The organism is Pararhodobacter sp. CCB-MM2 (assembly GCF_001691415.1).
Lineage (GTDB): Bacteria > Pseudomonadota > Alphaproteobacteria > Rhodobacterales > Rhodobacteraceae > Pararhodobacter.
In genome coordinates this window covers 106,316-132,033 of the sequence record NZ_LRRR01000010.1, presented here as the reverse complement: position 1 = coordinate 132,033, position 25,718 = coordinate 106,316, and the positions used below count along the sequence as shown (strand labels likewise).

At 65.8% G+C, this 25,718-nt stretch carries 24 protein-coding genes and 1 pseudogene; 12 read left to right on the top strand and 13 right to left on the bottom strand.

Annotation, left to right across the window (positions count from 1 at the left end):
* Positions 1-60: 60 nt before the first annotated feature.
* Positions 61-291 (bottom strand): AsnC family protein, encoded by a 231-nt coding sequence (locus tag BCY78_RS24635; RefSeq protein ID WP_233499395.1) that lies wholly within the window; start codon positions 289-291, stop codon positions 61-63.
* Positions 292-350: 59 nt separating this feature from the next.
* On the opposite strand from BCY78_RS24635, the gene BCY78_RS12475 reads away from it, so the two are divergent.
* Positions 351-1,523, top strand: coding sequence for an MFS transporter (locus tag BCY78_RS12475; protein ID WP_068302230.1), 1,173 nt, complete (start codon positions 351-353; stop codon positions 1,521-1,523).
* 184 nt (positions 1,524-1,707) lie between these two features.
* On the opposite strand, the pseudogene BCY78_RS12470 reads toward BCY78_RS12475, so the two are convergent.
* Together BCY78_RS12470 and BCY78_RS12465 are read right to left on the bottom strand one after the other, a co-directional pair.
* Positions 1,708-2,639: pseudogene (locus BCY78_RS12470) on the bottom strand (IS5 family transposase).
* A 39-nt stretch (positions 2,640-2,678) separates the two neighbouring features.
* Positions 2,679-3,263: a helix-turn-helix domain-containing protein gene (locus BCY78_RS12465; protein WP_068302204.1), complete on the bottom strand. Its 585-nt coding sequence runs from the start codon at positions 3,261-3,263 to the stop codon at positions 2,679-2,681.
* Between the two features lie 120 nt (positions 3,264-3,383).
* On the opposite strand from BCY78_RS12465, the gene BCY78_RS12460 reads away from it, so the two are divergent.
* On the top strand, positions 3,384-4,535 hold the full coding sequence (locus BCY78_RS12460) for a benzoate/H(+) symporter BenE family transporter (RefSeq protein WP_068302201.1): 1,152 nt from the start codon (positions 3,384-3,386) through the stop codon (positions 4,533-4,535).
* 98 nt (positions 4,536-4,633) lie between these two features.
* Here BCY78_RS12460 and BCY78_RS12455 read toward each other — a convergent pair whose 3' ends face one another.
* Genes BCY78_RS12455 through BCY78_RS12445 form a run of 3 tightly spaced genes read right to left on the bottom strand, consistent with a single transcriptional unit; the run spans position 4,634 to position 7,178 of the window.
* Positions 4,634-5,122, bottom strand: a complete 489-nt coding sequence (locus tag BCY78_RS12455; protein ID WP_199523148.1) for a flavin reductase family protein — start codon at positions 5,120-5,122, stop codon at positions 4,634-4,636.
* A gap of 23 nt (positions 5,123-5,145) precedes the next feature.
* Positions 5,146-6,378, bottom strand: coding sequence for a styrene monooxygenase/indole monooxygenase family protein (locus BCY78_RS12450; RefSeq protein ID WP_068302198.1), 1,233 nt, complete (start codon positions 6,376-6,378; stop codon positions 5,146-5,148).
* 23 nt (positions 6,379-6,401) lie between these two features.
* Positions 6,402-7,178: an SDR family oxidoreductase gene (locus BCY78_RS12445; protein ID WP_068302196.1), complete on the bottom strand. Its 777-nt coding sequence runs from the start codon at positions 7,176-7,178 to the stop codon at positions 6,402-6,404.
* A 179-nt stretch (positions 7,179-7,357) separates the two neighbouring features.
* Between BCY78_RS12445 and BCY78_RS12440 the strand changes: the two genes are divergently transcribed.
* On the top strand, positions 7,358-8,365 hold the full coding sequence (locus tag BCY78_RS12440; protein WP_068302194.1) for an AraC family transcriptional regulator: 1,008 nt from the start codon (positions 7,358-7,360) through the stop codon (positions 8,363-8,365).
* On the opposite strand, the gene BCY78_RS12435 is transcribed toward BCY78_RS12440, so the two are convergent.
* The 6 genes from BCY78_RS12435 to BCY78_RS12410 form a co-directional block, all read right to left on the bottom strand.
* A complete protein-coding gene (locus BCY78_RS12435; RefSeq protein WP_068302191.1) occupies positions 8,358-9,170 on the bottom strand; it encodes an ABC transporter ATP-binding protein in 813 nt (270 codons plus the stop codon). The two genes, BCY78_RS12440 and BCY78_RS12435, sit on opposite strands and share 8 nt — an antisense overlap.
* Positions 9,167-10,036, bottom strand: a complete 870-nt coding sequence (locus BCY78_RS12430; protein ID WP_068302188.1) for an ABC transporter ATP-binding protein — start codon at positions 10,034-10,036, stop codon at positions 9,167-9,169. Before BCY78_RS12430 ends, BCY78_RS12435 begins: the two co-directional genes overlap by 4 nt.
* 10 nt (positions 10,037-10,046) lie before the next feature.
* Positions 10,047-10,898 (bottom strand): ABC transporter permease, encoded by an 852-nt coding sequence (locus BCY78_RS12425; protein WP_068302183.1) that lies wholly within the window; start codon positions 10,896-10,898, stop codon positions 10,047-10,049.
* Positions 10,891-11,898 carry an ABC transporter permease gene (locus BCY78_RS12420; protein WP_068302181.1) on the bottom strand — a complete coding sequence of 336 codons (1,008 nt, stop codon included), beginning with the start codon at positions 11,896-11,898 and terminating at the stop codon, positions 10,891-10,893. The genes BCY78_RS12425 and BCY78_RS12420 overlap by 8 nt, the downstream gene beginning before the upstream one ends.
* A gap of 48 nt (positions 11,899-11,946) precedes the next feature.
* The gene (locus tag BCY78_RS12415; RefSeq protein ID WP_233499394.1) at positions 11,947-13,440 is read right to left on the bottom strand and encodes an ABC transporter substrate-binding protein; all 1,494 of its coding nucleotides are present in this window, start codon (positions 13,438-13,440) and stop codon (positions 11,947-11,949) included.
* 88 nt (positions 13,441-13,528) lie between these two features.
* On the bottom strand, positions 13,529-15,091 hold the full coding sequence (locus tag BCY78_RS12410; RefSeq protein WP_068302176.1) for an NAD(P)/FAD-dependent oxidoreductase: 1,563 nt from the start codon (positions 15,089-15,091) through the stop codon (positions 13,529-13,531).
* A 102-nt stretch (positions 15,092-15,193) separates the two neighbouring features.
* Between BCY78_RS12410 and BCY78_RS12405 the strand changes: the two genes are divergently transcribed.
* Genes BCY78_RS12405 through BCY78_RS12380 form a run of 6 tightly spaced genes read left to right on the top strand, consistent with a single transcriptional unit; the run spans position 15,194 to position 22,339 of the window.
* Positions 15,194-15,985, top strand: coding sequence for a cyclase family protein (locus tag BCY78_RS12405; RefSeq protein WP_068302174.1), 792 nt, complete (start codon positions 15,194-15,196; stop codon positions 15,983-15,985).
* A gap of 5 nt (positions 15,986-15,990) precedes the next feature.
* Complete coding sequence (locus BCY78_RS12400) at positions 15,991-17,553, top strand: NAD(P)/FAD-dependent oxidoreductase (RefSeq protein ID WP_068302172.1); 1,563 nt, start codon at positions 15,991-15,993, stop codon at positions 17,551-17,553.
* The gene (locus tag BCY78_RS12395; RefSeq protein WP_068302170.1) at positions 17,550-18,020 is read left to right on the top strand and encodes a MarR family winged helix-turn-helix transcriptional regulator; all 471 of its coding nucleotides are present in this window, start codon (positions 17,550-17,552) and stop codon (positions 18,018-18,020) included. The genes BCY78_RS12400 and BCY78_RS12395 overlap by 4 nt, the downstream gene beginning before the upstream one ends.
* A gap of 25 nt (positions 18,021-18,045) precedes the next feature.
* Complete coding sequence (locus BCY78_RS12390) at positions 18,046-18,633, top strand: VOC family protein (protein WP_068302165.1); 588 nt, start codon at positions 18,046-18,048, stop codon at positions 18,631-18,633.
* Between the two features lie 20 nt (positions 18,634-18,653).
* A complete protein-coding gene (locus BCY78_RS12385; protein ID WP_068302159.1) occupies positions 18,654-20,816 on the top strand; it encodes an indolepyruvate ferredoxin oxidoreductase subunit alpha in 2,163 nt (720 codons plus the stop codon).
* Entirely contained in the window at positions 20,813-22,339 is a 1,527-nt protein-coding gene (locus BCY78_RS12380) for an indolepyruvate oxidoreductase subunit beta family protein (RefSeq protein ID WP_068302156.1), read from the top strand. Before BCY78_RS12385 ends, BCY78_RS12380 begins: the two co-directional genes overlap by 4 nt.
* A gap of 287 nt (positions 22,340-22,626) precedes the next feature.
* Here BCY78_RS12380 and BCY78_RS12375 read toward each other — a convergent pair whose 3' ends face one another.
* On the bottom strand, positions 22,627-23,166 hold the full coding sequence (locus tag BCY78_RS12375; protein ID WP_068302154.1) for a hypothetical protein: 540 nt from the start codon (positions 23,164-23,166) through the stop codon (positions 22,627-22,629).
* A 303-nt stretch (positions 23,167-23,469) separates the two neighbouring features.
* Here BCY78_RS12375 and BCY78_RS12370 point away from each other — a divergent pair, with 303 nt between their 5' ends.
* From BCY78_RS12370 to BCY78_RS12360, 3 genes are all read left to right on the top strand, one after another.
* Positions 23,470-24,333, top strand: coding sequence for a transposase (locus BCY78_RS12370; protein WP_068302151.1), 864 nt, complete (start codon positions 23,470-23,472; stop codon positions 24,331-24,333).
* Between the two features lie 104 nt (positions 24,334-24,437).
* A complete protein-coding gene (locus tag BCY78_RS24630) occupies positions 24,438-24,812 on the top strand; it encodes a nitrilase-related carbon-nitrogen hydrolase (protein WP_083194995.1) in 375 nt (124 codons plus the stop codon).
* Complete coding sequence (locus tag BCY78_RS12360) at positions 24,784-25,689, top strand: helix-turn-helix domain-containing protein (RefSeq protein WP_158515931.1); 906 nt, start codon at positions 24,784-24,786, stop codon at positions 25,687-25,689. The genes BCY78_RS24630 and BCY78_RS12360 overlap by 29 nt, the downstream gene beginning before the upstream one ends.
* The last annotated feature ends 29 nt before the right edge of the window (positions 25,690-25,718 follow it).

Below are 25,718 nucleotides of genomic sequence, written 5' to 3'. Positions count from 1 at the left end.
CGCTGCAGCAACGCGGAAAAAGAGGGAGGGAAGCCATGTCTTGACCCAAACATGACCCGCTCAGCATAATCCAAGGTGGGTCACTTCTCGATGGAAAACCCGGGTCAGTTCTGGGTGGAAATCAACAACGATCGCGCTCAGTTCCGCATAGCTGCGCGAGGCATCCTCGGCCAGGGCGCCTAAGATCTTTCGGTCGATCGCATCCAGATTCGCCGGTTGGTACCGGGTCTGCCGAACGATATCTGTTTCTGTATCAGAACGTCGCATAGCGCCTTCTCTTCCGAACAGCATGTCTCATATCCGCAGCTTAGCCGAACAGAATTCGGCACGAAAGCAGATTGGAGACCTTCATGCCCCCAGCCCTTTTCGCCATGGCGATCGGCGCGTTCGGGATCGGCCTGACCGAATTCGTCATCGCCGGTATCCTGCCGCAGATCGCCCTCGACTTTGATGTCGACGTGCCCCGCGCCGGATTGATGGCCACGACCTATGCGCTGGGTGTGTTTGTCGGCGCGCCGATCCTGACCGTTCTAGGTGCGCGCATTCCCCGCAAGACACTTCTGATCGCGCTGGCGGCGGTCTTCACCCTGGGCAACGTGATCACGGCTCTGGCCCCGAGCCTGCCGGTCGCGCTGGCCGGGCGGGTGCTGACCGCGTTCAACCACGGGACCTTCTTCGGGGTGGGGTCGATCATTGCGGCCTCGATGGTAGCGAAGGATCGGCAGGCGAGCGCCATCGCCTTCATGTTCTCCGGCCTGACGCTGGCCAATCTGTTCGGCGTGCCTGCGGGCACCTGGTTGGCGCAGGCCGTGGATTGGCGGCTGGTGTTCTGGTTGATTGCGGGGATCGGCCTGATGACGGTGGCCAGCGTCGCCCTTCTGGTCCCGCGGATCGAGGCAGGACCCGCCATTGCCCTGCAGTCCGAGCTGCGCGCCTTTGCCGATCCGCAAGTGCTGTTGGCGATGGGGATCACGGTGTTCGGGCCTGCTGCTTTCTTTACCTCGATCACCTATATCGCGCCGATGATGATCGAGGAGGCGGGTTTCACCGAGGCGGCGATTGCGCGGCTGATGGTGCTGTTTGGCCTGGGCCTTGCGGTCGGAAACTGGCTGGGCGGGCGCTTCGCCGACCGCTCGCTGTTCGCCACGCTCTTCGTGACCTTGGCGGGACAGGCGGTCGTTCTGTTCGCCTTCTGGTTGGGGGTTGAAAGCGCAGTAGTGGCCCATGCCTCGGTCTTCCTGATGGCTGCCTTCGGGTTTGCCACGGTTTCGCCGATCCAGAAGCTGGTGATGGACCGTGCCAGCCGTGCGGGTGCGCCAACAATGGCGGCCTCGGTCAACATCGGTATGTTCAACTTGGGCAATGCGATTGGCGCCTGGGCCGGGGGTGCGACGATCTCACTGGGCTTCGGCTTTGCCTCACCCAATTGGGCGGGCGCAGTGCTGTCGCTTATCGCGCTGGGGTTGGCGCTGATCGCTTGGACGAGCATGGGGCATGTTCCCGAAGCGAAAGGAACCCGCTGACTGGCCGCTGGGGGGCAACCGGTGTTGCAGTGCCATATGAGGAAGTCCTGAACAATTCGCCGAACCATTCGGAGCTGCCTCAATGGGGGATCAGCAGACGTGTTAGGCCGCCGCTTCCTACGCACACCCAGGCTCTGTTGCACAAAAGGGCTGATGGCCGGGGTTCCCCTTTCCCCGGACAGACCTATCCCACGGCCTCTGTGGCCGGGATGCCGAGCGCCGTGTCGCCGCTCAGAATGGCGATACGGACCTGAAGCTCGGCGACCTGTCGGTCGACGTCCCTTGCGATGAGGCGCTGCGCCAGACGTTTCACGCAGTGCTTCGTTTCGTGCGACCGCGCCGGCGGTGACTGTCTTCCACGGTTTGGCGTTCTTGCAGGGCGGAGTGAGGACACGAACGCCCTCGGTTCGAGAGAGCGTCCGAACGCGTGGGCGCCGCGATCAGCGATGGCATCGTGGCCTTTGCGGGTGTCGTCGGCACCGTCGGCGGTGACGCTGCCGATCTGCTCGTGCGCCGGGATCTGTTTGAGCAGGTCGGGTCACACCGGCGCATCCATTCCCCGGCAGGCGCATGCTCAGCATGCTGCCGAGAGGGGCCGATGTGGCTCCCTGTGATTTCCATGGCGGGAACCTCCGGCGTTTCCTCATCAATCCCCAGATGGATCTTGCGCCGGACGCACCGTTTCGGGCCGCCATGCTTGCGGGCGGGCCACTCGCCTCCGCCCTTGATGCCGGTGCTGTAGATCAGCAAGTGCAGTGGCTCTTTGGAGCCGCGGTAGGGGATGTTCACAGCCAGGGTCTTCTGGCGGCGGGACAGGGTACTGACGTCAGGCACCGTCCAGTCAAGGCCAACCAACTGCAGCAGGTTCTCGACGAAGCCGGTCGTCTGCCTGAGCGCCATGCCACATAGCACCGTTATCGAAAGGCACGCCTGAAGGGCGACATCGCTGTAGGTCTGCTGGCGGCCACGCCTGCCTGTCGGCGCGGCATCCCAGCTCATCTCGGGCCAGCTCATCTCGGGGTCGAACCAGATCGTCAGCGATCTCCGGCGCTTGAGCGCTTCATTGCAGGCCGGCCAGTTTCTGGACCTGCAGATCGTGGGTGTCGGTCTGCTCAGTCATCCCGGCTACCGCACTGGATCAACGAGATGAATCCCTCAGGAATTTGTCCAACAGAGCCCCGGATAATGGATCGTGTTGTGAAACCGGGACCGGGCGGCCAGAGGGTTGCGATAACCGTGAGGCTGATCGGCCTTGAAGCGCAGCGCCTGCCCCGCGTCGATGCGATGCCACGCCTCGCCCAGCAGGATCTCGACCGCCCCCTGCAGCACGAAGACATCCTCGATCACCCCGTCGCTATGCGCGGCAGAGCGGTGCTCCCAATTCGGAGTAAGGTCATGCAGAAAGACTTCGCAGCCCGTCTTGGGGTCGAAGGGGAACAGGGTCCGGAAGGTCGGACTTTCCTTGATGCCCTCCGGCGCCGCACCGCCAGAGGGGGCCGTCGGCCCCGGCATCGACGGCGTCAACGGCGCGCCGATCAGCGCCGTCAGCGGCAATTGCAGGCCTTTGCACAGCTTCCACAGGGTCGCCAGCGTCGGGCTGCTTTCGCCGCGCTCGATCTGGCCCAACATCGCCTTGCTGACCCCCGTGACCTCGGCCGTCGCCGACAGGCTCAGGCCCGCCTGCCCCCGCGCCCGCCGAAGATTGGCCCCGACCAGGTCGGTGCTCTCGGTCTGCGTCATGATCCTCAGGCCCCCGATGAAAACGATCGCCGCGTGGCATTTCCTCTTGTGCGTTATAGCGCACGCAGAGTAGAACAGGCGTGCGTCATAACGCACACCCTCCCGGTTCTAGAGGCCGCCATGCTTCCCTTCAAGCTCTCCCATGTGACCGCCGGCTTCATCGCCATCCTCGTGGGCTACACCAGCTCGGTCGCGATCATCTTTCAGGCCATCGACCAGCTCGGGGCGAGCGATGCGCAGGCCAACAGCTGGATGCTGGTTCTGGGGCTGGGGATGGGCCTGTCGACGCTCTATCTGGCGCTGAAGTTCCGCATGCCGGTGCTGACAGCCTGGTCGACGCCGGGCGCGGCCCTCATTGCCCTCAGCGCCGGGGTCACCCTACCCGAAGCCACGGGAGCCTTCCTGTTCTGCGCGCTTTTGCTGATCGCCACCGGGCTCAGCGGCTGGTTCGACCGATTGGCGCGGCTGATCCCCGACAGCCTCGCCAATGCGATGCTGGCCGGGATCCTGTTCTCGTTCGGGATGAAGATCTTCGAGGCGCTGGATACCGATGCGGCGCTGGTTGCGCTGATGGCTGCGGGCTATCTGGCCCTCAAACGCTATGCCCCGCGCTATGCGATCGCCGGGGTGTTCCTCGGCGGTCTGGCCTGGGTGGCGGCAACGGGCGGCTTCAGCGAGGCGGAGCTGCCACTCGCCCTCGCACGGCCGGAGTTCGTCTGGCCGGAGCTGTCGCTTCCCGCCCTGATCGGGCTGGGACTGCCGCTGTATCTGGTGACCATGAGCTCGCAGAACATGCCCGGTGTCGTCACGCTGCGCGGCGATGGCTACGAGCCCGATATCGGGCAGGCCATCACGGTGACGGGCATCGTCAGCCTGCTTCTGGCCCCGTTCGGGGGCTATGCCTTCAACCTCGCGGCCATCACCGCGGCAATCTGCACCGGACCGGATGCCGACGAGGATCCGGCCACGCGCTACAAGGCCGCGCTGTTCGCCGGGCTGTTCTATAGCCTGATCGGCCTGATGGGGGCGACGGTGATCGGCCTGTTCCTGATCCTGCCCAAGGCGCTGGTGCTGACCATTGCTGCGCTCGCGCTGCTGGGAACGATCGGCAACAGCCTGTCGGCGGCCGTGGCCCCCAAGGCCGAGCGCGAAGCCGCCCTCGTGACCTTCATGGCGACGGCGAGCGGCTTCAGCCTGTTCGGCATCGGCGCGCCGTTCTGGGCATTGCTCTTCGGCCTCGTCGTGCGGTTCGCCCTGCGGCCAAGGCGCTGAAGCCTGCGCCCCCTGCCCGGTCCGGCTGACGCACGCGGCCCAGGCGGAACGTCAGGGCCGGGCGTATCGCTTGCCGACCGCCCGGCCCCCCGGTTCCCTTACAGGGGAGCAAGCTTATGGAACCGGGATTGCTCGTAGAGCAGCGCGGCACCGGCACTTTGGCTGATGTCGGTGATCTGGCCGATGAAGACCTGATGGGTCCCCGCGGCGCTGCTCTCGGCCACTTCGCACGAGAAGGCGACCAGCGCATCCGCCAGCACCGGCAGCCCCATCGCGTCCGAGCGCCAGTCGCCCATGGCGAATTTCTCCTCGCCGGTGGCGCCGCCGACCCCGGCGAAGCGCATCGCCATGTCGCCCGAGGGGCCGGCGAGCAGGTTCACCGCGAAGCGCCCGGTCTCGAGGATCCCCTGACAGGTGCCCGTGGCGCGGTTCACGCAGACCAGCAGGCTGGGCGGGTCCGCCGTGACCGAGCAGACGGCGGTTGCGGTGATCCCCCGCCTGCCCTGCGGGGTTTGGGTGGTGATGATCGTCACCGCCCCCGGAAACCGCGCCATGGCGGACCGGAAGTGACCGGGATCGACGGACATGCCCATATTCCCCTCCCTCTGGCTCAGGCGGCCTTCAGCTCGGCCAGATAGGCCGAGGCAGCGGAAGGATCGGCGAACCACGGGAAGAAATCGCGCGGATCGTCGAAGCCGTTGGCGATGCGATGTGCCAGACGCGGTTCGGCGCAAGCGGTGCCCATGATCTCCAGAATGAAGGGCGGCGGTGGGGCCAGCATCATGTTGGTCCAGTTGACCACCCATTGCGCATAGTCCCAATAGGCGTCGAACGTGCCCTGCATCCAGGCGGCGTCAAAGGCCCGGTCGCCATGGTCGAGGATGCGCTTGAGGTAGACCCGTGCCGCCTTGGCCGCGTTGTTCGAGCCCTGCCCGGTGATCGGATCGTTCAGGCAGACCGCATCGCCCAGCCCCAGCACCCGCGCGCCTGAGGGCAGCGTGCCGATGGGCTTGCGCACCGTCGGCGGGAAGCGACCCGCCAGAATGCCGTTGTCATCGGTCAGGCTCAGGTTGCGGCAACGCTCGGCCTCCCACGGCAGGAAGGTGTTGAGGATCGACAGCGAGGTCTCCAGATGCTGCTCAGGGCTTTTCACCTCTGCCCAGCAATCCATTGGGCCGCCGGGCACGCCCTCGAACACCATGATGTCGCAGGCGCCAGTGGTGGTCAGCGCCGGGAAGACGAAATACTCGCCCGCACCCGGGATCAGGTTGAAATTCACCGCCGAATGCTCGGACCGCGGGGTCATGCCTTTCACATAGGTCAGCGCCAAAGCGCGCTGCGGGCGGTCATAGGGCGATTTTGCCGCGTCCCGCTCGAACATCTTGCCGACATCGCCCTTGCCCGAGGCGACGATCACCAGATCGTCCTCCCGCGCATACAGCTCCATATCGGCGATGCCCGCCTCTTTCAGGACCAGACGGCCGCCCAGGTTCTCGAATTCGGCCATCCAGCGCGGGATCTTCACCCTTTGGTCGACGGAATAGGCGTTGCGATCAAGCCGCGAGGACCATTCCACCGCCTTCTCGCCCGGCAGTTCGGGATGCGGGACGACGAAGCTGATCCCCTCGACCGGCGGGCAGCGGTCGGTCCAGAAGTCGATGCCCAGCGCGCGCTCGGCCTCGATCGCATCGCCGAACATGCATTGGCTGGACAGGACTTTGCCCGTCGCCAAGTCCTGCGCGTCGCGGTTTTGCACCACACGCACCTGATAGCCGTTCTGCAAAAGGCCGATGGCCAGCTGGAAACCGGATTGGCCGCCACCGACAATGGTGATCTTTCTCATGATCTTCTCCCTGTTGTTCTTTGTTATTCCATCAGTTTCGGGATCGCCGGGACGGCCTGTTCCGGGCCCATCGCGGTATAGCCGCCGTCCACGCGGATATCGGTCCCGGTGATGAACCGCGCCTCGTCCGAGCACAGAAACAGCACCGTGTTCGCCACGTCCTCAGGGTCGCCCACCCTTCCCAGCAGGTGGAAGGGCGCGGCAACGGCATCGGTCTTTGCCCGATCACCGCCGGTCAGCTGGTCCATGATGTTGGACCAGGTCCAGCCGGGGCTGACGGCGTTGACGCGGATACCCTCGGGCGCGAGGTCCATCGCCTGATTGCGCGTGAGCTGCAGGATTGCGGCCTTGCTGACCGGATAGAGCCAGCGCCCGGTCTGCGCCACGCGGGCCGAGATCGAGCCGAAATTGACAATCGCGCCCTTGGTCGCCGCCAGATCCTTGCGCGCGGCCTGCATCAGCATGACCGAACCCACGAGGTTCACATCCAGCGCTTCCAGCCATTCCGCACGGGGCGAGTCCGCGCCGTTGTCCAGATAGGAACAGGCGACATTGACGAGAAAATCGATCCGCCCATAGGTGTCGCGCGTAGCCTGAACCAGCGCCGCGATGTCATCGTCGCTGCGCAGATCGCAACGGGTGAAGCCCACAGTGTCGGCGACCAGTGACTGGCCCGCCTCGGCGTCGATATCGGCCACCATGACCCGCACGCCCGCCTGCTGGAACGCCTCCACCACCGCGCGCCCGATCTTCGTGGCCCCGCCCGGAACGATGGCAACCTTGCCCTCTAATCCTCGCATGTTCTTCCCCTGTTGTGCCTTGTTTGACAGGCAGTCTGGCAGGGCCGGCGGGGCTGACTATCCACCCAGCACACCGACTATCCGAAAAACGAAAAAACCTTCATCCAACCGAAAAAATATGTGCATTCGCATGTATCGGGTGCTAGCGTCACGCAATCCCCGGCCCCTCGGAGGCTGTCATGGCAAGTCTCGCGCTGGCCCCTCTGGCCACCCACGCGTTGTTCCATACCCACGATCTTGACGAGGCGCGCGAGCGCGTCGCGGCCGTGTTCTGCCCGCATCGGCTGGACCGGATCGGGCCCGGCGCGTTTCAGGCGTGCCATCATCACCTGCGCGGCGAGCGCCTGTCGCTGAACTATATCTCCTACGGCGCCAAGACGCTGATCGCGCCGGGCGAGCTGCGGGATTTCTACCTGCTGCAGATGCCGCTGTCGGGCGCCGCCGCGATCCGCAATGGCGCTGACACCTATGTATCGGACCGCGCGCGGGCGGCGGTGCTCAATCCGCATCACGCGACGACGATGATCTGGGACGAAGACTGCCGGCAGGTCCTGCTGCAGATCGACCGCGCCGCCTTGAACACCCATCTGTCCGGGCTGATCGCCGGCCGGCCAGACCGCGCCTTGACCTTCACCGGGGCGCTGGATCTGACCAGCCAGCGCGGCGCGGCCCTGAAGGCGCTGATCCTCTATCTGGTGACCGAGGCCGATGCCGGCCGGCCCGCGCTGCATCCCGGCAGCCTGCTGGGCCGCCAGATCGAGAGCACGCTGATGACCGGCCTGCTGGAAGCGCATCGGCACAACTTCTCCGAGGCGTTGACCCATAGCCGCGGCCCCGCGCCCCTGCCCCGCATGGTGCGTCAGGCCGAGGATTACATGCTGGCGCAAGTGGATCAGCCGATCGCGCTCGAGGATGTCGCGCAGGCCGTGGGGGTCAGCGCCCGCACGCTGCAACTGGCGTTCCGCAAATTCAAGGACACCACACCGATGGCCTTCCTGCGCGATGCACGGCTGGACCGGGCCGATGCCGATCTGCGGGCGGCCCTGCCCGGCAGCAGCGTGACCGAGATCGCCACGCGCTGGGGCTTCGGCCATTTCGGCCGTTTCGCCGGGATCTATCGCGCGCGCTTCGGCTGCACCCCGCGTCAGACCCTGCAGGATGCGCTGGCCGACAAATTCGTCAGCTAGCGCGCTGGAACCACGGCTTCTTCGGATCGGGCTCGGGGATCGCTTCCAGCAATTCGCGCGTATAGGCCGCCTTTGGCGCGGCAAACAGCGCCTCGCATTCCGCATCCTCGACGATCTCGCCCTGATGCAGCACCAGCACGCGGTCACACAGGCGCCGGATCACGCTGAGGTCATGGCTGATGAAGGCCAAGGTCAGGTTCATCTCGCGCACCAGATCCCGCAGGATCGTCAGCACCTGCGCCTGACTGGACACATCGAGGCCTGAGACGATCTCATCCGCCAGAATGAAATCCGGCCGCAGCGCGATGGCGCGGGCGATGCCGACGCGCTGGCGCTGACCGCCCGACAGCTCGTGCGGGAAGCGCGCGCCGAAGCTGCGCGGCAGGCCTACGCGCTCCAGTGCTTCCAGCGCGCCCTCGCGCGGGTTGGGCCGGCCATGCAGCGACAGCGGCGCGGCGATGATCCGGGCCACCGACATGCGCGGATTGAGCGAAGACATTGGGTCCTGAAAGATCATCTGGAAGCGATGGCGCAGTGGCCGCAACTCGGGCTCGGACAGATGCGTGAGGTCGGTGCCGTCGAACCGGACAGACCCCGAGGTCGGCTCCAGCAGCCGCACCAGCGCCCGGCCCAGAGTGGATTTCCCCGACCCCGAGCCGCCGACGATGCCCAGCACCTGCCCCTTGGGGATGGTGAAGGACATGCCCTTCAGGATCTCGATCCGTGGCGCGGCGCCGAACATCGGCTTGCGGGTCATGTCAGGTAGCGACAGGCGCAGATCCTCGATTTGATAGAGAGCGCTCATGCGTGCCACCTCTGGTCGGCTTCGGCCACCGCGCGACGGGCCTCGGCGATCACCGCCTCGGGGACCGGGGTCAGGTCCGCCGTAGGATCGGTATGCCGGGGCGTCGCGGCCAGAAGCGCGCGGGAATAGGGATGTGTGGGGGTGTCGAAGAAGGCGCCGACCTCGGCCTCCTCCATCACCAGCCCTCCATAGAGAACGGTCAGCCGTTGGCAGATCTTCGACACGACACCAAGGTCATGCGTGACGAACAACAGCGCCGTGCCATGGCGCGCCTGCATCTCGAAGATCAGCTTCAGGATCTGCTTTTGCACCGTCACGTCCAGTGCGGTCGTCGGCTCGTCCGCGACGATCAGCCGGGGCTCTGCCGCGAAGGCCGAGGCGATCAGCACGCGCTGGCGCATCCCCCCCGACAGCTCGTGCGGATAGGAGCGCAACACGCGCTCGGGCTGCGGGATATGCACGTCGTGCAGGATCTCCTCGGCCCGCGCGCGCGCACGGGCACGGACCCAACCCAGGATATCGACCAACCGGTCCGAGATCTGCGGCCCGATCCGCCGCGCCGGGTTCAGCGCGGTCAGTGGGTCCTGCGGGATCAGCGCGGCCTTCTGCCCGATCATATGCCGCCGTTGCCGGGGGGGCAGTGTCAACAGGTCCACCCCCTCCAGCTCGATCGAGCCCGAGACGATCTTCGCCGAGCGCGGCAGGATGCCCAGAACCGCCTTGCCGATCATCGACTTGCCGGCCCCGGATTCGCCCACGAGGCCCATCACCTCGGTCGCGCCCACATCGAGGGATACGCCCCGCAGCAGGCGGTGATTGGTGCCGCGCAGGATGACCGAGAGGTCGCGGATTTTGAGAAAGCTCATGACCGCCCTTTCAATGCAGCACCGGGTCGAACCGGTCTTTCAGCCCCTCGCCCAATTGCGAGAAGGACAGGACGGTCAGGAACAGCGCGATCAGCGGGAAGACCAGCACCCACCACGCCTGATGGATGGACAGCCGCCCCTCGGCGATCATGCCGCCCCAGGTCGGATCGTCGGTCGAGACCGAGAGATTGACGAAGGACAGGATCGCCTCGACGATCACGGCGATGCCCATCTCCAGCGTCAGAAGTACGGTGATGGTGGACAGCACGTTGGGCAGGATCTCGGTCAGCAGGGTCGACATCCGCCCCCGTCCCGACACCTGCGCCGAGGCCACATAGTCCATCGCCCCCTGCGCCATAGCCTCGGCCCGTACCACGCGGGCAAAGCGCGTCCAGTCGATGACGATAATGGCGATCACCACCGAGGTCAGCCCCGTGCCCATCACCGCGATCAGCAGGATGGCGAACAGAACCGGCGGGAAGGCCATCCAGATATCGACGAGGCGCGAGATCACCAGATCGGCCCAGCCCCGGAAATAGCCGGCGATCAGGCCTAGCGTCGCGCCGATCAGCGCCGTTGCGGTGCCGGCGATCAGCGCCACGATCAGCGCCACCCGACCGCCATACAGGATGCGGCTCAGCACATCGCGACCAAGGCTGTCAGTGCCCAGCCAATAGCCCGGCTCGGCCCCGTCCATCCAGAAGGGCGGCAGGCGGCTGGTGAAGAGATCCTGCATCAGCGGGTCCTGCGGCGCGATCCAGGGCGCCAGCACCGCGCCAATCACCAGCGCCGTCAGCCAGCCGGCCGACAGCCAGAGCCGCAGCCCGGCCGTGCGTTTCACAAGGGAGCGTCCGTCAAGCATGGCGCAACCTCGGGTTCAGCACGGCATAAAGTAGGTCGACGGCAAGGTTCACCAGCGTGAACAGCAGCGCGAACAAGAGGACGATCCCCTGAATGAGCGGCAGGTCACGGTTGATCACCGCGTCGATTGCCATGTTGCCGAGGCCCTCGTAGGAGAACAGCCGCTCGATGATGACGGTGCCGCCGATGAGGAAGGTGAATTGCACGCCGATCAGCGTCAGCGTCGGCAGCACGGCGTTGCGCAGGGCCTCGCGCAGGATCACCTGGTTCTCGCTGTAGCCCTTGGTGCGGGCCAGCGTGACATAGTCGAGATGCATGGTTTCCTTGAGGCTCTGCTTGAGCAATTGGCCGATGATCGCGGCCAGCGGAATGGCCAGCGCCAAGGCGGGCATCAGCATGTGCTGCACCAGATCGAGCCAGAGGTCGAAGCGCAGCCGCACGACGCTTTCGAACAGGAAGAACGAGGTGGCGAATTCCGGCACCAGTTGCGGCGAGACGCGGCCCGAGATGGTGAAGACCGGCCAGAGCACCCCGAACAGCAGGATCAGCACCAGCCCCCAGAGGAAATCAGGCACGCTCAGCGCCATGCCATTGGCCACGTCCAGCGCGCCTTCGGTCCGCGTATAGCGCAGCCGCGTGCCGGTCAGGGCAACCAGCCCACCCAGCGCCACGGCGATGACCAGCGCCATCACCGACAGCTCCAGGGTGGCCGGCAGCCGCGACAGCACCAGACCCAGCACCGGCTGGCGGGTGGTGATCGAGGTGCCGAAATCGCCCTGCACCACCCCGCCCAACCAGATGAAGAACTGCTCGGGGATGGATTTGTCGAGGCCGTAGAAGGCCTGAAGGCGGGCGATATCGGCCTCGGTCGCACCGGGAGGCAACATCATGGCGACGGGGTCGCCGGGAACGATACGGATCACGGCGAAGACGATCACCGCCACGCCGAACAGCGTGACAAGCGTGGTCGCAACCCGGGACAGGAGTCGGCGAAGGATCATGGGAACCTCGGGCAGACGGGGGGCGGAACGCACCGCCCCCCGTGCGTCTTACGCGCGCGTCATCAGATGCGGCAGCAGCGCGCCCGAGGCATGCGGCACCACATTGACGCCCGAGGCGTGCAGGACCGGCTGCACATACTGCAACAGCGGCAGCACATAGGCGTGCTCGGCGATATAGCGCGAGACATCCTTCCAGCCCGCGATACGGGTCTCCTCGTCCGGCTCGGCCCAGAGCGGCACGATCTTCTCGATCAGGTCGGGGCTGTCCCAGACCGAATGCGGCGAGGGGCCGAACATGGCAAAGCCCGTCGAGGTCGTCGGATCACCGACCGAATTGCCCCAGTTGTAGAAGGCCGCCGGCGCCAGTTGGTCCGCCGCGCGCAGCTCGTAGTGTCGGGCGACTTCGTAAACCTCGATCTCGGCCTCGATGCCGACCCGGCGCCACATGCCGACGATGGCCTGGATCATCTCGTAATCCTTGGGCTTGAAGCCGCGCGTGGTCTGGATGGTGAAGCGCACCGGATTGTCGGTGGAATAGCCCGAGGCCGCCAGCAGTTCGCGCGCCAGATCCGGGTCATAGGGCACCTCGATCGAGGGATCGAAGGCCGCGTATTCCGGCGTCTCCAACGTGCTGATCGCCACCCCATAGCCCGAGAGCAGGCGGTCGATGATCAGCTGCTTGTCCACCGCATGCACGGCGGCACGGCGCACGTTCTCGTCCAGCATCACGTCGATGTCGTTGAAGAAGATCATCGCGATGTCCGAGACCGGCGTGGCGACGCCCCCAAGCCCCGCGCGTTCGCGCAGGCGGTCGTATTCCTCGTAGGGTATTTCCAGCGTGACATGGCTGCGGCCCGATTCCACCTCGGCCACGCGGCTGGCGGCATCGGTGACGAAGCGGATGGTGACGGTCTCGAATTCCGGCACGCCGTTCCAGTAATCGGCGTTGGCGCGGAGCCGCACGAAGGCGTTGCGCTCGTATTGCTCGACCTTGTAGGGGCCGGTGCCGATCGGCGCGGCCTCGAAGCCCTCGGCGCCGACGCGCTCGTAATAGGCCTTGGGTAGCACGTAGCCGGTGAGGAAGTACATCCATTTGAAGATCGTCGGATCGAACTGGGCGACATCGGCGATGACGCGGTTGCCCTCGACCCGGTGATTGGCCAGCGTGCCCCAGACGAACTGGATCGGGTTGCCGGTGGCGGGATCGGCGGCACGGGCCAGCGACCAGGCGACGTCCTCGGCGGTGAAATCCGAGCCGTCATGCCATTTGACGCCCTCGCGGACATCCATCCAGACCTGCGTGCGATCCTCGTTCCAGCCCCAGTCGGTCAGAAGGCCCGGCGCCGGGGTCAGGTCCGGCTGCTGCAGGATGAACTGATCGAAGACCGATTGATACAGGCCCTGAATCGTCGGGTTGACCGCCGAGGGACCGACGGTCGGGTCCCAGCTGGGCAGGTTGACGTTATAGGCGATGACCAGCTCGTCGATGGCCTGTGCGAAGGCCGGCAAGGCGACGCTCAGCGTCACCGAGGCGGCGCTCATCTTCAAAAGACTGCGGCGTGAGAGTTTCATAAGCAATTTCCCTGTTGTTCGTGGTTATGAGAGGACGCCCCGTTCATCGGGGTCTGTTTCATGTCAGGCGCTTGGCGAGGTGATAGCCCGAGCCCGCCCCGGTCCCCGCCCCGGGCCAGACGGCGGCCCCGGTCAGGTGCAGGTTGCGGATCGGTGTGCTGCCATCGGCATGACCGGGGGCAGGACGGAAAAGGAAATGCTGCGCCAAATGGTGGCTGCCGCAGACCTGATCGCCGCCGACCAGATTGGGGTTGTCGGCCTCCAGCTCGACGGGCGTGACGATGCGCTGGCCGAGGATCTTGCCCCGCGCGCCGGGCGCATACCGCTCGAGGATATCGAGCGCGCGTTCGGCCATGGGCGCGGCGGCCTCGGCCCAGTCGCGTGTCACGATCCGACCGGCCGCGTCGCCTTGAATGATGCCCGGCACCATGCGGACCTGCATCCACAGGACATGCTTGCCCTCAGGCGCGCGGGAGGGATCGAAAACGGTGGGCTGGCCCACAACGATCACCGGCTCATCAGGCAGAAGCCCCGCCTTGGCCTGCTGATAGGTCCGCGCCATCTGGTCGAGCGAGGGCGCCAGATGGACATAGGCAAAGCCCTTCAACGCCTCGCCCGCCGCCCAATCGGGCAGGCTGTCCATCGCCAGATGGATCATCATCGTGCCCGGCGCATGGTCATAGCCCGTCATCCGCGCATCGAACCCCGCGTTGCCGGTCCCGCCGGTCAGCCGGACCAGCGCCTTGGGGGCAAGGTTGGCGATCACCGCCTTCTTCGCCGCGATGCGCCGGCCATCCGCCAGGGTGATTGCGCGGACGACATTGCCCTGATGTTCGATCCCGGTGACCTCGACCCCGCATTCGACGCGCCCGCCCCGGGCCTCGATCGCCTTGACCAGAGCCTTGGTGACGCTGTCCGCCCCGCCCTGCCCCAAGGCCATGCCGAACGACTGCCCCGCCATCCCTTCAAGATAAGGGAACAGCGCCCCGCCGGCGCTGTCGGGCGCATAATCCAGATGCATGCCCCAGGCCCCCAGCATCGCCTGCAGCTTCTCGGAGACGAAGGTCTCGGTCAGCCAAGCGCGCGGGGTGGACAACAAGAACCGCGCCAGCTCCAGCGCCCCGGCAATGCCGCGGCGACGCCAGAGGCCCCAGAGGAAAGATGCTAATGCATACATCTTCATGCGAGCACCGAGAAGCGCGAAGACGTCCTCGGCGCGCTCGGGGAAACTGGCACTCAGGCGATCCCAGGTCTGGGCATCGGCCTCGGACAGCGCGGCGATGCGCGCGCGATTGGTGGCGGCATCCATCTCGATGCCCAGAAAGCTGCCATCCGGAAAGGCCGAGGCAAAGGGCCGGGATACGGGCACGAAAGACAGACCATGCCCGGCCAGTTCTGCCGCAAAATCCTTATGGAATTGGCTTCCCGCGAACAAGGACAGGTTCATCGCCGCCCAATCGTGGCGAAATCCCGGCTCTGTATAGGCGCCACTCTTCACCGCGCCTCCCGGGACGGAGGCCCGCTCGAAAACGGCGACGCGCCATCCCTTCGACACGAGGGTCAAAGCACAGGCCAGAGAATTATGTCCGGCACCGATTAGCACCGCATCGAGATCGTCCACAGCAAGCCCCCACGAGTCGAAATGATATTTGCAAATGCATATAAACCTGTCTAGTCTGATTTTATGAAGAGCCGAGACAGGCTTGCGACAGGGAGAATCGACATGACTGCAGCCAATGTTTTGAGCGAGCTTGCCGGCCTTCTGGCCACCGGCGGGATCGAGGTGGTGGATTGCACCGGCACGCTGGGCCCGGACACCCCGCTTCTGAAACTGCCGCCCGAACTTGCCAAGGACACGCCGCCGATCAAGATCCACCGCATCAGCGAATACGATCAGGACGGTCCCTTCTGGGCCTGGAACTGGCTGGAGCTGGGCGAGCATTCGGGCACGCATTTCGACGCGCCCCACCATTGGATCACCGGCAAGGACTACTCGGACGGCTATACCGACACGCTGGACATCAAACGTGTGGTGGCCCCGGTCAACGTGCTGGATTTCAGCGCCGAATGCGCCGCCGACCCGGATTTCCTGCTGACCGTCGACCATATCGACGCCTGGGAAGCCAAGCACGGCGCGATCAACGCCGGCGAATGGGTCGTGCTGCGCTCGGACTGGGACAAGCGCGCGCATGACGAGGGGCTGTTCCTCAACGCGAACGAGACCGGGCCGCATACGCCGGGACCGACCGCCGAGGCCATCCAGCACCTGATCGCCAAGGGCATCGTCGGCTGGGGCAGCCAGTGCATCGGCACTGATGCGGGCCTTGCGGGCGGCATGACCCCGCCCTTCCCCGCGCATAACCTCTTGCACGCCAACAATTGCTTCGGCCTCGCCTCGTTGGCCAATCTCGACAAGCTGCCGGCCAAGGGCGCGATCCTCATCGCGGCGCCGCTGAAGATCGTCCAGGGCACCGGCTCGCCGATCCGCGCTCTGGCGCTGGTGCCGCGGGGCTGAGGGCGATGGCGGCCGATCACGTCATCATCGGGTCCGGTATCAACGGGCTCGTCGCCGCGGCCTTGCTGGCGCTGAAGGGCCACAAGGTCACGGTTCTCGAGCGCGAGGACCGTCTGGGCGGCTGCCTCCTGACCGAGGCGGCGACCCTGCCCGGCTTCCAGCATGACGTGATGGCCGCGACCTGGGTGCTGTTCATGACCTCGCCCGCCGGGGCGGCGCTGGGTCCGCATCTGGCCAAGCACGGGTTCGAGTATTGTCACAGCCCGCATCCGACCGCGGTGCTGCGACCCGATGGCAGCGCGCTGGTGCTGACCATGGACCCGGCGCAGAACCGCAACACCTTCAATGCCCTGGCCGCGGGCGATGGCGATCAGCATGCCGCCGACACCGGCCAGATCGGGGCCGATGCGCCCTTCCTGTTCGGGCTGCTCGGTGGCGCGCTGTGGTCGTGGTCCACGGCGCGGCTGCTGTTCGGGCAAGTGCGCCGACGGGGCTTGCGGGGCCTTGCGGGCTGGATGGGTCAGGCCCTCGCCCCCGCCCGGGGCTGGCTGGAGGCGCGCTATCGCAGCCCGCTGGTTCAGGCACTTTGGGCACCGTGGGTGCTGCATTGCGGGCTGACGCCGGAATCCACCTATTCGGCGCAAATGGGCAAGGTGATTGCCTTTGCGCTGGAGGCCGCCGGGGCGCCGGTGGTCAAAGGCGGCTCGGGCGCGGCGGTTGCCGCGTTCGAGTCCCTCATCAAAGCCCATGGCGGCAGCTTTCGCACGGGTGCCGACGTGGCCAAGATCGAGGTCGCCGACGGCCGTGTCACCGGCGTCACCCTGACCACGGGCGAGACGATCGCCACGCGCTCGGTGCTGGCCTCGGTCGCGCCGGGACAGCTGTACGAGCGGCTTCTGCCCGACCAGCAACTCAGCGAAGACCGCAAGGCCTTGCCGGACTTCCGGCACGGGCGGGGCAATTTCCAGCTTCATTTCGCGCTGGACCGCGCGCCGGAATGGCTGAGCCTGGGCCTTGAGGACGTGGCGCTGATCCACCTCTCGGACGGGATCGACGCGGTGTCAAAATCCGCCAACGAGGCCGAGCGCGGCCTCTTCCCCGAGACCCCGACGATCTGCGTCGGCCAACCCTCAAGGCTGGACCCGACCCGCTGCCCTGCGGGCAAGGCGATCTTGTGGCTGCAGATCCCGGACGCGCCGCGCGTGATCAAGGGCGACGCTGCAGGCGCGATCCCCGGCCGCAACTGGGACGAGGCGACGCGCGAGGCCTTTGCCGACCGCATCGAGGCGATCCTTGCCCGGCACATCAAGGATTTCGATCAGATCAAGCTGGCGCGCCGGGCCTATTCCCCGGCCGATCTTCAGGCGCTCAACATCAACCTTGTCGGCGGTGACCCCTACGGCGGTCACTGCGGCATCGACCAGTTCTTCATCTGGCGTCCCTTCGCCCATTCGACCAACGGGGTTGGACCTGTGCGCGGCCTGATCCATATCGGAGCTTCGACGCATCCGGGGCCCGGCCTCGGCGGCGGATCAGGGTTCAACGCGGCGAAGAGGCTTGGGGCATGAGCGATCAGGGCAAGAGACGGACACGGCTGGGGGAAACGGGGCTCGAGGGCTTCGCGCCCTATCTCATGAACAGGATCATGGGACGCTATAACGCCGAGATCCGCGCCGCCCTCGGCAAGAGTGGCCTCTCGACGCCCAAGATGCGCGCGCTGGCGGTGCTGTCGGTGGTGCAGGCCCCGCTGATCCGCGAACTCGCGGTCTATGCGGTGACCGAGCAATCGACGCTCAGCCGCGCGCTGGACCAGCTGGAGGCCGACGGCCTCGTCCGTCGGGAATCCGATGCCAACGACAGCCGTGCGACGCGCATCCATATCACCGCCGCCGGGCGGGCCCTGTTCGAAGGGCTCTGGCCACATCTGACCGATGCGCAGGACGTCATGTTCCGCGGCATCCCGGATGACGAAAGGCAGGCGTTCCTCGGCACGCTGCAGAAGATGCTGCGCAACATCCGCAAACACGAGTTCTGAGCCTCGGCCCGGAAGGGAGAAGACCATGAAGTTCCTCGTCGCGTTCCCTGTTCTTGCCGCGCTGGCATCGCCCGCGCTGGCCGATCCGATCCCCGGCATTCGCGGCGTCAACCACATCGGTCTCACCGTGCCGGATCTCGATCAGGCCGAGGCGTTCTTCACCGGCGTGCTCGGCTGCGAACGCGCCACGGCCTTCGGCCCCTTCCGCGATGACGAGGGGACGTTCATGCAGGATCTGCTGGGCGTCGATCCGCGCGCGGTGATTTCCGAAATCCGGCTCCTGCGCTGCGGCTTCGGCAGCAATATCGAGCTGTTCCAATACGAGGCCCCCGATCAGGCGGTGCTGCGTCAGCGCAACAGCGACATCGGCGCCTATCACATCGCGTTCTATGTCGACGATATCGACGCGGCGGCGACCTCGCTGCGCGCCGCCGGCATCCAGAGCAACATGGGCCCGCTGCCGGTCAATGACGGCCCCGCGGCGGGTCAGAGCATCCTATATTTCTCGGCGCCCTGGGGATTGCAGTTCGAAGCGATCTCGTTCCCGCAGGGCATGGCTTACGAACAAGAAGGCGGGCCGATCCTGTGGTCGAACACCGCGCCCTCGGAATAAGACGGAACGGGTAGAAAAGCATGGCGGAACGGTCGTTTAAGGCGGAAGTCAAACACCTGCGGCTGGGCGCGGGCGAGACGTTCACGGGCGAAGGCATTCTGGCGATCACCAAGGCGCTGCTGGAGAATGGCGTGGGCTATGTCGGCGGCTATCAGGGCGCGCCGATCAGCCATCTGATGGATGTGCTGGCCGATGCCGAAGAGCTGCTGTCCGAGCTGGATGTACGCTTCGAGGCCAATGCGTCCGAGGCCGCCGCCGCGGCGATGCTGGCAGCCTCGGTGCATTATCCGATCCGGGGGGCGGTGACCTTCAAGGGGCCGGTGGGCGTGAACGTTGCGTCTGACGCCTTGGCCAACCTCGCCTCCTCGGGCGTGACCGGCGGGGCGCTGGTCATCGTCGGCGAGGATTACGGCGAGGGCTCCAGCATCATGCAGGAGCGCAGCCACGCCTTCGCTATGAAGTCGCAATTCTGGTTGCTGGACCCGCGCCCGAACCTGCCCTCGATCGTCAAGGCGGTGGGCGATGGCTTTGCCTTGTCCGAGGCCTCGAACACGCCCGTGATGCTGATGGTCCGCATCCGCGCCTGCCATGTGACCGGCCAGTTCACCGCCTCGGACAATGTCCGCCCGCCGCTCAGCGTGCGCGAAGCGCTGGCGACGCCGCAGCGCGACGTCTCGCGCATCGTGCTGCCACCGATGAGCTATGCGCAGGAGCATGACAAGATCAACAACCGCTGGCCCGCCGCCGAGCGCTTCATCCGCGAGAACCGGCTGAACGAGGTCTTCGGCCCCGGTGAGGCGCCGGTCGGCATCGTCTGTCAGGGCGGCATGTACAACGGCGTGATCCGGGCGTTGCAGCGCCTTGGCCTTGCCGATCTCTACGGCAACACGCAGGTGCCGATCTATTGCCTGAACGTCACCTACCCGCTGTTGCCCGACGAATACGCCCGCTTCTGCGAGGGGAAGCAGGCCGTTCTGGTGGTCGAGGAAGGCCAGCCCGAATTCATCGAACAGGCCTTCGCCACGATGATGCTGCGCTCGGGGGCGACCACGCGCCTGCACGGCAAGGACATCTTCCCGATGGTCGGGGAATATACCGGCCAAGTGATGCTCGACGCGCTCGAGACCTTCCTGCGCCGCTATGCCGCCGAGGCCCTGCCCGCGCAGGTCCGCGCCCCCAATACCGAGGCGCCGGCGATCCCCGACCTATCCAAGACCGTGCCGATCCGCCCGCCCGGCTTTTGTACCGGCTGCCCCGAACGCCCGATCTTCGCGGCGATGAAGCTGGTGCAAAAGGAACTGGGCGAGCACCAGATCAGCGCCGATATCGGCTGCCACCTCTTTGCCTCGTTGCCGCCCTTCAACATCGGTGGCGCGACGATGGGCTATGGCCTCGGGCCGGCCTCGAACGCGGCCTTCGACGGCGGCAAGGCGGGCGGGGCCGAGAAACGCTCGATCGCGGTGATCGGCGACGGGGGCTTCTGGCATAACGGCCTGTCCTCGTCCTTCGGCAACATGGCGTTCAACAAATCGGACGGCGTGGCGGTAGTGGTCGACAATTACTACTCGGCGGCTACCGGTGGACAGGACGTGATGTCCTCGCGCGCGAAGAACCCGACCAAGGCCACCAACAACCCAATTTCCAAGGCCCTGAAAGGCATCGGCATCGACTGGGTGCGGCAGGTCGACCGGACCTATGACGTGGCCGGCCTGCGCGACATCTTCCGCGAGGCCCTGACCACCGACACGCCTGGCCCCAAGGTCATCGTCGCCTCGTCAGAATGCATGCTGAACAAGCAGCGGCGCGAGAAGCCCCTGCGCAATGCCGCGATCCGTGAGGGTCGGCGCGTCGAGGCGCCGCGCTTTGGCGTCGACGAGGCGGTCTGCACGGGCGATCACGCCTGCATCCGCCTGTCGGGCTGCCCCTCGCTGTCGTTGAAAAAGCTGGATGACCCGCTGCGTGACGATCCCGTCGCCTCGATCGACACCAGCTGCGTCGGCTGCGGCAATTGCGGCGAGGTTTCCGAGGCCGCCGTGCTCTGCCCCTCGTTCTACGAGGCGCGGGTGATCCATAATCCCAGCCCCGTCGAGCGCCGCCTGAACGGCTGGCGGCAGGGGCTGATCGGCTGGCTGGCGCGACGTCGTCAGTCCCGTCGCCTGAGCTTCGAGGAGACTGCGGCATGAGCGCGAATTTTCCCCCGCCCGCCGAGTCCGGCAGCGTGATCAAACTGGCGATCCTGGCCGTGGGCGGACAGGGCGGCGGCGTCCTCGGCGGCTGGATCGAAAGCCTCGCCCGCGCGCAGGGCTATGCCGTTCAGGCGACCTCGGTCGCGGGTGTGGCACAGCGGACGGGCGCGACGATCTATTATCTGGAGATGGCCCCGCAAGGCCCGGTCGCGCCGGTATTCTCGCTCGCGCCCGCAGCGGGCGATGTCGATGTGATGATCGCGGCCGAGATGATGGAAGCCGGGCGCGCGATCCTGCGCGGCTTCGTCACGCCCGACCGAACGGTGCTGATCGCCTCGACGCACCGCGCGCTTGCGGTCAGCGAGAAGATGGTGCCCGGCGACGGCATCGCGGACGCTGCCGAAGTCCGCGCCGCCGCCGAGGTCGCGGCGCGCGGGCTGGTGCTGGCGGATTTCGAGGCGGCGGCGTTGCAGGCCGGCTCGGTGATCTCGGCCAGCCTGTTCGGCGCGCTCGCGGGATCGGGCGCCCTGCCGTTCCCGACCGAAGCCTTCGAGGCCGCCATCCGCGCCAGCGGCAAGGGGGTCGACGCCTCGCTGCGCGCCTTCGCTGCGGGCCGCGAGGCCGCGCTGGCCGGGAACGTGCCCGCGCCGGTCCTGTCCTCGCTGCCCAAGACCGGCGGCGCGGCCCAAGGCCCGACAAAGTTGACGCAGGGTTGGCAGACGCTGGTGGAGCGCGTCGACAGCCTCGCCGCGCCGCTGCGCCCGATGGCAATGGCCGGGCTGCGCAAGGTGGTCGATTTTCAGGACCTCGCCTATGGAGCGCAGTATCTCGACCGGCTGGAACGCGCGGTTCGTGCCGACAGCGGAAGCGACGCGGCCTTCTCGATCGCGGCGGCCAAGTATCTGGCGAATGCCATGGCCTATGACGACGTGATCCGCGTCGCCGACGCCAAGACCCGGCCCGAACGGCTGGACCGCATTCGCGCCGAGATGGGCGGGGCCGAGGTGATGCAACTGACCGAATTCACCCATCCACGGGCCGAGGAAGTCGTCTCGCTTCTGCCGCGCGCTTTGGGTCAGGCGATCATGGACCGCCCCCGGCTGTTGGGCTTCATCGACCGGCGTGTGAACAAGGGGCGCAGGCTCCGGACAGACCGGCTGCTGCCCTTCCTGCAGCTGCATGCCCTGGCCTCGATGCGCAGCTGGCGAATGCGCAGCCTGCGCCACGCCGACGAGATGGCGCATCTCGACCGTTGGTTCGAGGCGGCCCTAGCCCGCGCCCCGCGCGATCTGGCACTGGCGACCGTCACGTTGCAGGTCCGGCGGCTGGTGAAAGGCTATTCCGACACCCACGCGCGCGGACAGGCCAAGTTCGACCGCGTCATGGCTGCCATCACCTTGGTCGAGGGCCGGGACGATGCCGCCGACTGGGCCCGCCGCTTGATCACCTCGGCCCTGCAGGACGAAAAAGGCACGGCCCTCGACGGCACGATCCGGACGATCGAGAGCTTCCTCGCCTGATACCCTCTGCAACACGCCGAAGGGGCGATACGTGCCGTGATCCGGCCGGTCGCCCTTTCTCCTATTCTGCCTGAAGGACTTGCTGGAGGCCCTCCCAGCCCTCTGGGCAAATCCTGTGGATCAGAAGGCGATAGGGTCTCGGCACGGGCGAGGTCTAGAAGTGATGATCGGCCTTTGACGGCCCAAACCCGACGACGACTGCCATATGCAAGTGATCAGAAGAACACAGCCCGCCGGAGTGGATAGCCGCATGCGGGCCAAAGTGTTCATGGCCCGCATGATGGGCGTTACGGGAGGAAGAAATCACCGTCAGCGCTGAGGTATTCTGCGCGAACCGGAAGATCGCGTTCGGTTTGCGCTTGCAGAGCAAAGAACCGCAATGCCGCAGCATGAACATCATAGAGATGGAACCCGTATTCGGCAGAGGGATCGAGCCCCTCGATAAGCGGCGTCAATTCCTGAAGGCGCCCCAGTATTGCCTTTGCGTGCCGGGCAGGCAGGGCCGCACCGGGCAGGTTCAGCAAGAGCAGAACCAAGAGCGGCTCGTCTGGGGTCTCCTCCCAAAGGCCTCGGCGCATATCGTCGGTAATAGAGACCGCATTCGATCCCCCACTGCCTTGCGCTTCCAAGACTTGAATGAGCGGCGAAGAAGAACTGTTCGGTGCTTCGACGTTGCGAGCAACCACGCTGTAATCGATGTCGATGCCGATCATCTCGGCCAGTGCCTGGCGCCAAGGCTGAACAGACGTGCGCCAGTTTCCGGCCCAGAAGCCCTCGATATCAATGCGCCAGAATTCCGCGACATTCGGAGTTGCCCGCGATGGCATGATCCTGTCCTTTCGACATGGGCCGGTTAGCAGTTGTCGCCCGAGGGCCATCCTGTCCGGGTGCAAGGCCCAGCGCGGCCTCGCCTATATCATTAACGGCTGGCTTGCCTGTGTCTACGGCACTGCACGAGGTTGCAAGGACACCGTTCTTGCCAGTCTCGGGGCACAGTGGCCGTGATGCGCTCCAGCACCTGAGCCCCGTGTGAAGCGGCGCAGGATCAAGCAGCTGCCCTACTCAGGACGTTGTTGCACATATCGGCGAGACGGATTCACGTCGTGACTCCTGACTGTTAGCGTCGCACCATGCCGAAGCCCTCTTCTTTCCGCTGCCGCACGACGAACTGGCCCGCCTGCAATGCTGCGCTTCGCCGCCGAGGTTCGCTCTCGATCTGGTTCGACTCGACGATGGCTTGGCATGCAGCGAAGACCGGAAAGCGTGGTCATCCGGAAACGTCCTCCGAGTGCGCGATCCAGACCTGCCTGACTTTGAAGGTGCTGTTCGGCTTGCCGCTGCGACAAACGGTCGGGTTGGTCGCCAGCCTGATCGAGATGGCGGGGCTGGACTGGCATCAAGTGCCGCGGCGATGGCGAGTGGCTGGCGCGCAAGCATGGTACGCCCCGCCGCAAGGCGCGCCATGTTTCGCCACTAGTTCGAGAAACCATGGCGTGCGGCGCAAGGTTCATATCGGCATGGATACGCAGACCGGTGATGTTCCTGCCGTCGAATTCACGTCGAGCAGGCAGGGCGATAGACCGGTGCTGCCAGACCTGTTGGCGCCGCTCCCCGAAGAGGAAGAGATCGGCTCGGTCACGGCGGACGGGGCCGATGACACCAGACGATGCCATGGTGCGATCGTCGAGCGGGGGGCCGAAGCGCGGATACCTATCCGGCGGAACGGTCGCGTCTGGAAAGAGGATTGCCCGGCCACCGGCGTACGCAACGACATCCTGCAAGAGACGCGGCGCTTGGGAAGGGTCAACTGGAAGCGTTCAGTCGGCTACCACGTCCGAAGACGGGAAGAAGCACGGATGAACTGCCTCAAGCCGTTCAGCGTGCGCATCGCCTCGCGCGCCCCAGATCGGCAGACCGCAGAAATCCAAATCCGCATCGACATCATGAACAGATACGACGCCCTCGGCGCCCCCGAGATCATAGCCGTTGGCTGAATGAAAAACGGAAAAAGGATCATAGCGGCCGGCAGCCAATTCGCTCAACAACGCCTCTCGGCGACGGCAACCTGCCTCTGGCCGTTGTCGAAGACGTGCTGGATATGAAAGCCGTGAAGACCCTCGTTCTGGGCGTGGTCGGCGGCTTGGTGAGCGGTCTGGCTATTTGCTACGACCTGCGCATCGCGGACCTGTTTCGCCGCTATGCCACCGCTGGCGCGCAGCTGCTGTTCGTGCCGGCGGCCTTCACCCGCACCACTGGCGAGGCGCATCGGCACGCGCTGCTGCGCGCCCGGGCGATCGAGAACGGCGCCTTGTTGATTGCACATGATGACAGCATTCCCTTAAGATTACTTTTGGATGCGAGGTTTTCGGACCCTTCGCATCAGGGGAGGAGTCAAGATGGTACAACCGGCCTCGATCCGAGGTGCGGAGGCATTTTCCGCTGCCGTGCCCGTCAGCATCGACGCGGCCCGTGACGCTTTGGTCGCGGTCTGCGGAAGGTTCAATCTGGAAGCAAACTGCCGGTCTGACACGTTCAACGGCGCCATCGAGACCCGCGACTTCGGCCTGTTCGACGCAGCCATCGTCGCCACCGAGGTTCAAGCGATCTGGCGCAATGCCGAGATGATCCGCAAGGACCCGGCCAAGCATCTGTTCCTGATCTACCAGCAAAGCGGCGAGAGCCTGATCTGCCAAGGAGAGACCCGGACGCGTCTGCTCCCCGGCAGCTTCCATCTGGTGGATTCGGCCTTCCCGTCCGAATTCCGCTACACCGGGGGCCTGACCCGGAAGATCTCGGTGCATCTTCCGCGTGAAGAGACGTTGCGCCGGTTGGGTCTGACCGGTATCGGTGGCTTGCCCATCGACCCCGCCGACCCTTTGTCGACGGCACTGGAGGCGGTGCTGGCGCGGATTGTCACCGCCGATCCCCCGGCCATGACCAAGCTGTCCGACACGCTGGTCGAACTATTGGCCACCTATGTCCGTTGTCGCCAGTTGGAGGTGCCCAGCCTCGATGGCCGGGTGACGGAGCGCCTGTCTCGGGCCCGCGCGTTGATAGAGGCCAAGGCCGCGCAAGCCGAATACGGCGTCGATGAGCTTTGCCGTGACATGTCGATGTCGCGTCGCTCGCTTCAACGGCTGTTCGCGGCGGTGGGCGAGACGGTGACCGAAGTCCTACAGGAAGCCCGGTTGACGCGCGCGCGCCGCAGCCTGTTGGCCACGCCGGAACGCAACGTGGCCGAAATCGCGCTGGATGCCGGCTACAATGACCTGTCGCATTTTCACCGCAGCTTCCGCGCACGCTTCGGCCATGCGCCGGGTGCGCTGCGCAAAGGGTCTCGAGCTCAGTAACCGCATGAAAAAGCCCGCCCCCGGGAGCA

Excerpts from the sequence above, each read along its gene's own strand:
- BCY78_RS24635 (WP_233499395.1), bottom strand. The coding sequence starts at position 291 with ATGCTGTTCGGAAGAGAAGGCGCTATGCGACGTTCTGATACAGAAACA.
- BCY78_RS12475 (WP_068302230.1), top strand. The coding sequence starts at position 351 with ATGCCCCCAGCCCTTTTCGCCATGGCGATCGGCGCGTTCGGGATCGGC.
- BCY78_RS12465 (WP_068302204.1), bottom strand. The coding sequence starts at position 3,263 with ATGACGCAGACCGAGAGCACCGACCTGGTCGGGGCCAATCTTCGGCGG.
- BCY78_RS12460 (WP_068302201.1), top strand. The coding sequence starts at position 3,384 with ATGCTTCCCTTCAAGCTCTCCCATGTGACCGCCGGCTTCATCGCCATC.
- BCY78_RS12455 (WP_199523148.1), bottom strand. The coding sequence starts at position 5,122 with ATGTCCGTCGATCCCGGTCACTTCCGGTCCGCCATGGCGCGGTTTCCG.
- BCY78_RS12450 (WP_068302198.1), bottom strand. The coding sequence starts at position 6,378 with ATGAGAAAGATCACCATTGTCGGTGGCGGCCAATCCGGTTTCCAGCTG.
- BCY78_RS12445 (WP_068302196.1), bottom strand. The coding sequence starts at position 7,178 with ATGCGAGGATTAGAGGGCAAGGTTGCCATCGTTCCGGGCGGGGCCACG.
- BCY78_RS12440 (WP_068302194.1), top strand. The coding sequence starts at position 7,358 with ATGGCAAGTCTCGCGCTGGCCCCTCTGGCCACCCACGCGTTGTTCCAT.
- BCY78_RS12435 (WP_068302191.1), bottom strand. The coding sequence starts at position 9,170 with ATGAGCGCTCTCTATCAAATCGAGGATCTGCGCCTGTCGCTACCTGAC.
- BCY78_RS12430 (WP_068302188.1), bottom strand. The coding sequence starts at position 10,036 with ATGAGCTTTCTCAAAATCCGCGACCTCTCGGTCATCCTGCGCGGCACC.
- BCY78_RS12425 (WP_068302183.1), bottom strand. The coding sequence starts at position 10,898 with ATGCTTGACGGACGCTCCCTTGTGAAACGCACGGCCGGGCTGCGGCTC.
- BCY78_RS12420 (WP_068302181.1), bottom strand. The coding sequence starts at position 11,898 with ATGATCCTTCGCCGACTCCTGTCCCGGGTTGCGACCACGCTTGTCACG.
- BCY78_RS12415 (WP_233499394.1), bottom strand. The coding sequence starts at position 13,440 with ATGAGCGCCGCCTCGGTGACGCTGAGCGTCGCCTTGCCGGCCTTCGCA.
- BCY78_RS12405 (WP_068302174.1), top strand. The coding sequence starts at position 15,194 with ATGACTGCAGCCAATGTTTTGAGCGAGCTTGCCGGCCTTCTGGCCACC.
- BCY78_RS12400 (WP_068302172.1), top strand. The coding sequence starts at position 15,991 with ATGGCGGCCGATCACGTCATCATCGGGTCCGGTATCAACGGGCTCGTC.
- BCY78_RS12395 (WP_068302170.1), top strand. The coding sequence starts at position 17,550 with ATGAGCGATCAGGGCAAGAGACGGACACGGCTGGGGGAAACGGGGCTC.
- BCY78_RS12390 (WP_068302165.1), top strand. The coding sequence starts at position 18,046 with ATGAAGTTCCTCGTCGCGTTCCCTGTTCTTGCCGCGCTGGCATCGCCC.
- BCY78_RS12385 (WP_068302159.1), top strand. The coding sequence starts at position 18,654 with ATGGCGGAACGGTCGTTTAAGGCGGAAGTCAAACACCTGCGGCTGGGC.
- BCY78_RS12380 (WP_068302156.1), top strand. The coding sequence starts at position 20,813 with ATGAGCGCGAATTTTCCCCCGCCCGCCGAGTCCGGCAGCGTGATCAAA.
- BCY78_RS12375 (WP_068302154.1), bottom strand. The coding sequence starts at position 23,166 with ATGCCATCGCGGGCAACTCCGAATGTCGCGGAATTCTGGCGCATTGAT.
- BCY78_RS12370 (WP_068302151.1), top strand. The coding sequence starts at position 23,470 with ATGCCGAAGCCCTCTTCTTTCCGCTGCCGCACGACGAACTGGCCCGCC.
- BCY78_RS24630 (WP_083194995.1), top strand. The coding sequence starts at position 24,438 with ATGAAAGCCGTGAAGACCCTCGTTCTGGGCGTGGTCGGCGGCTTGGTG.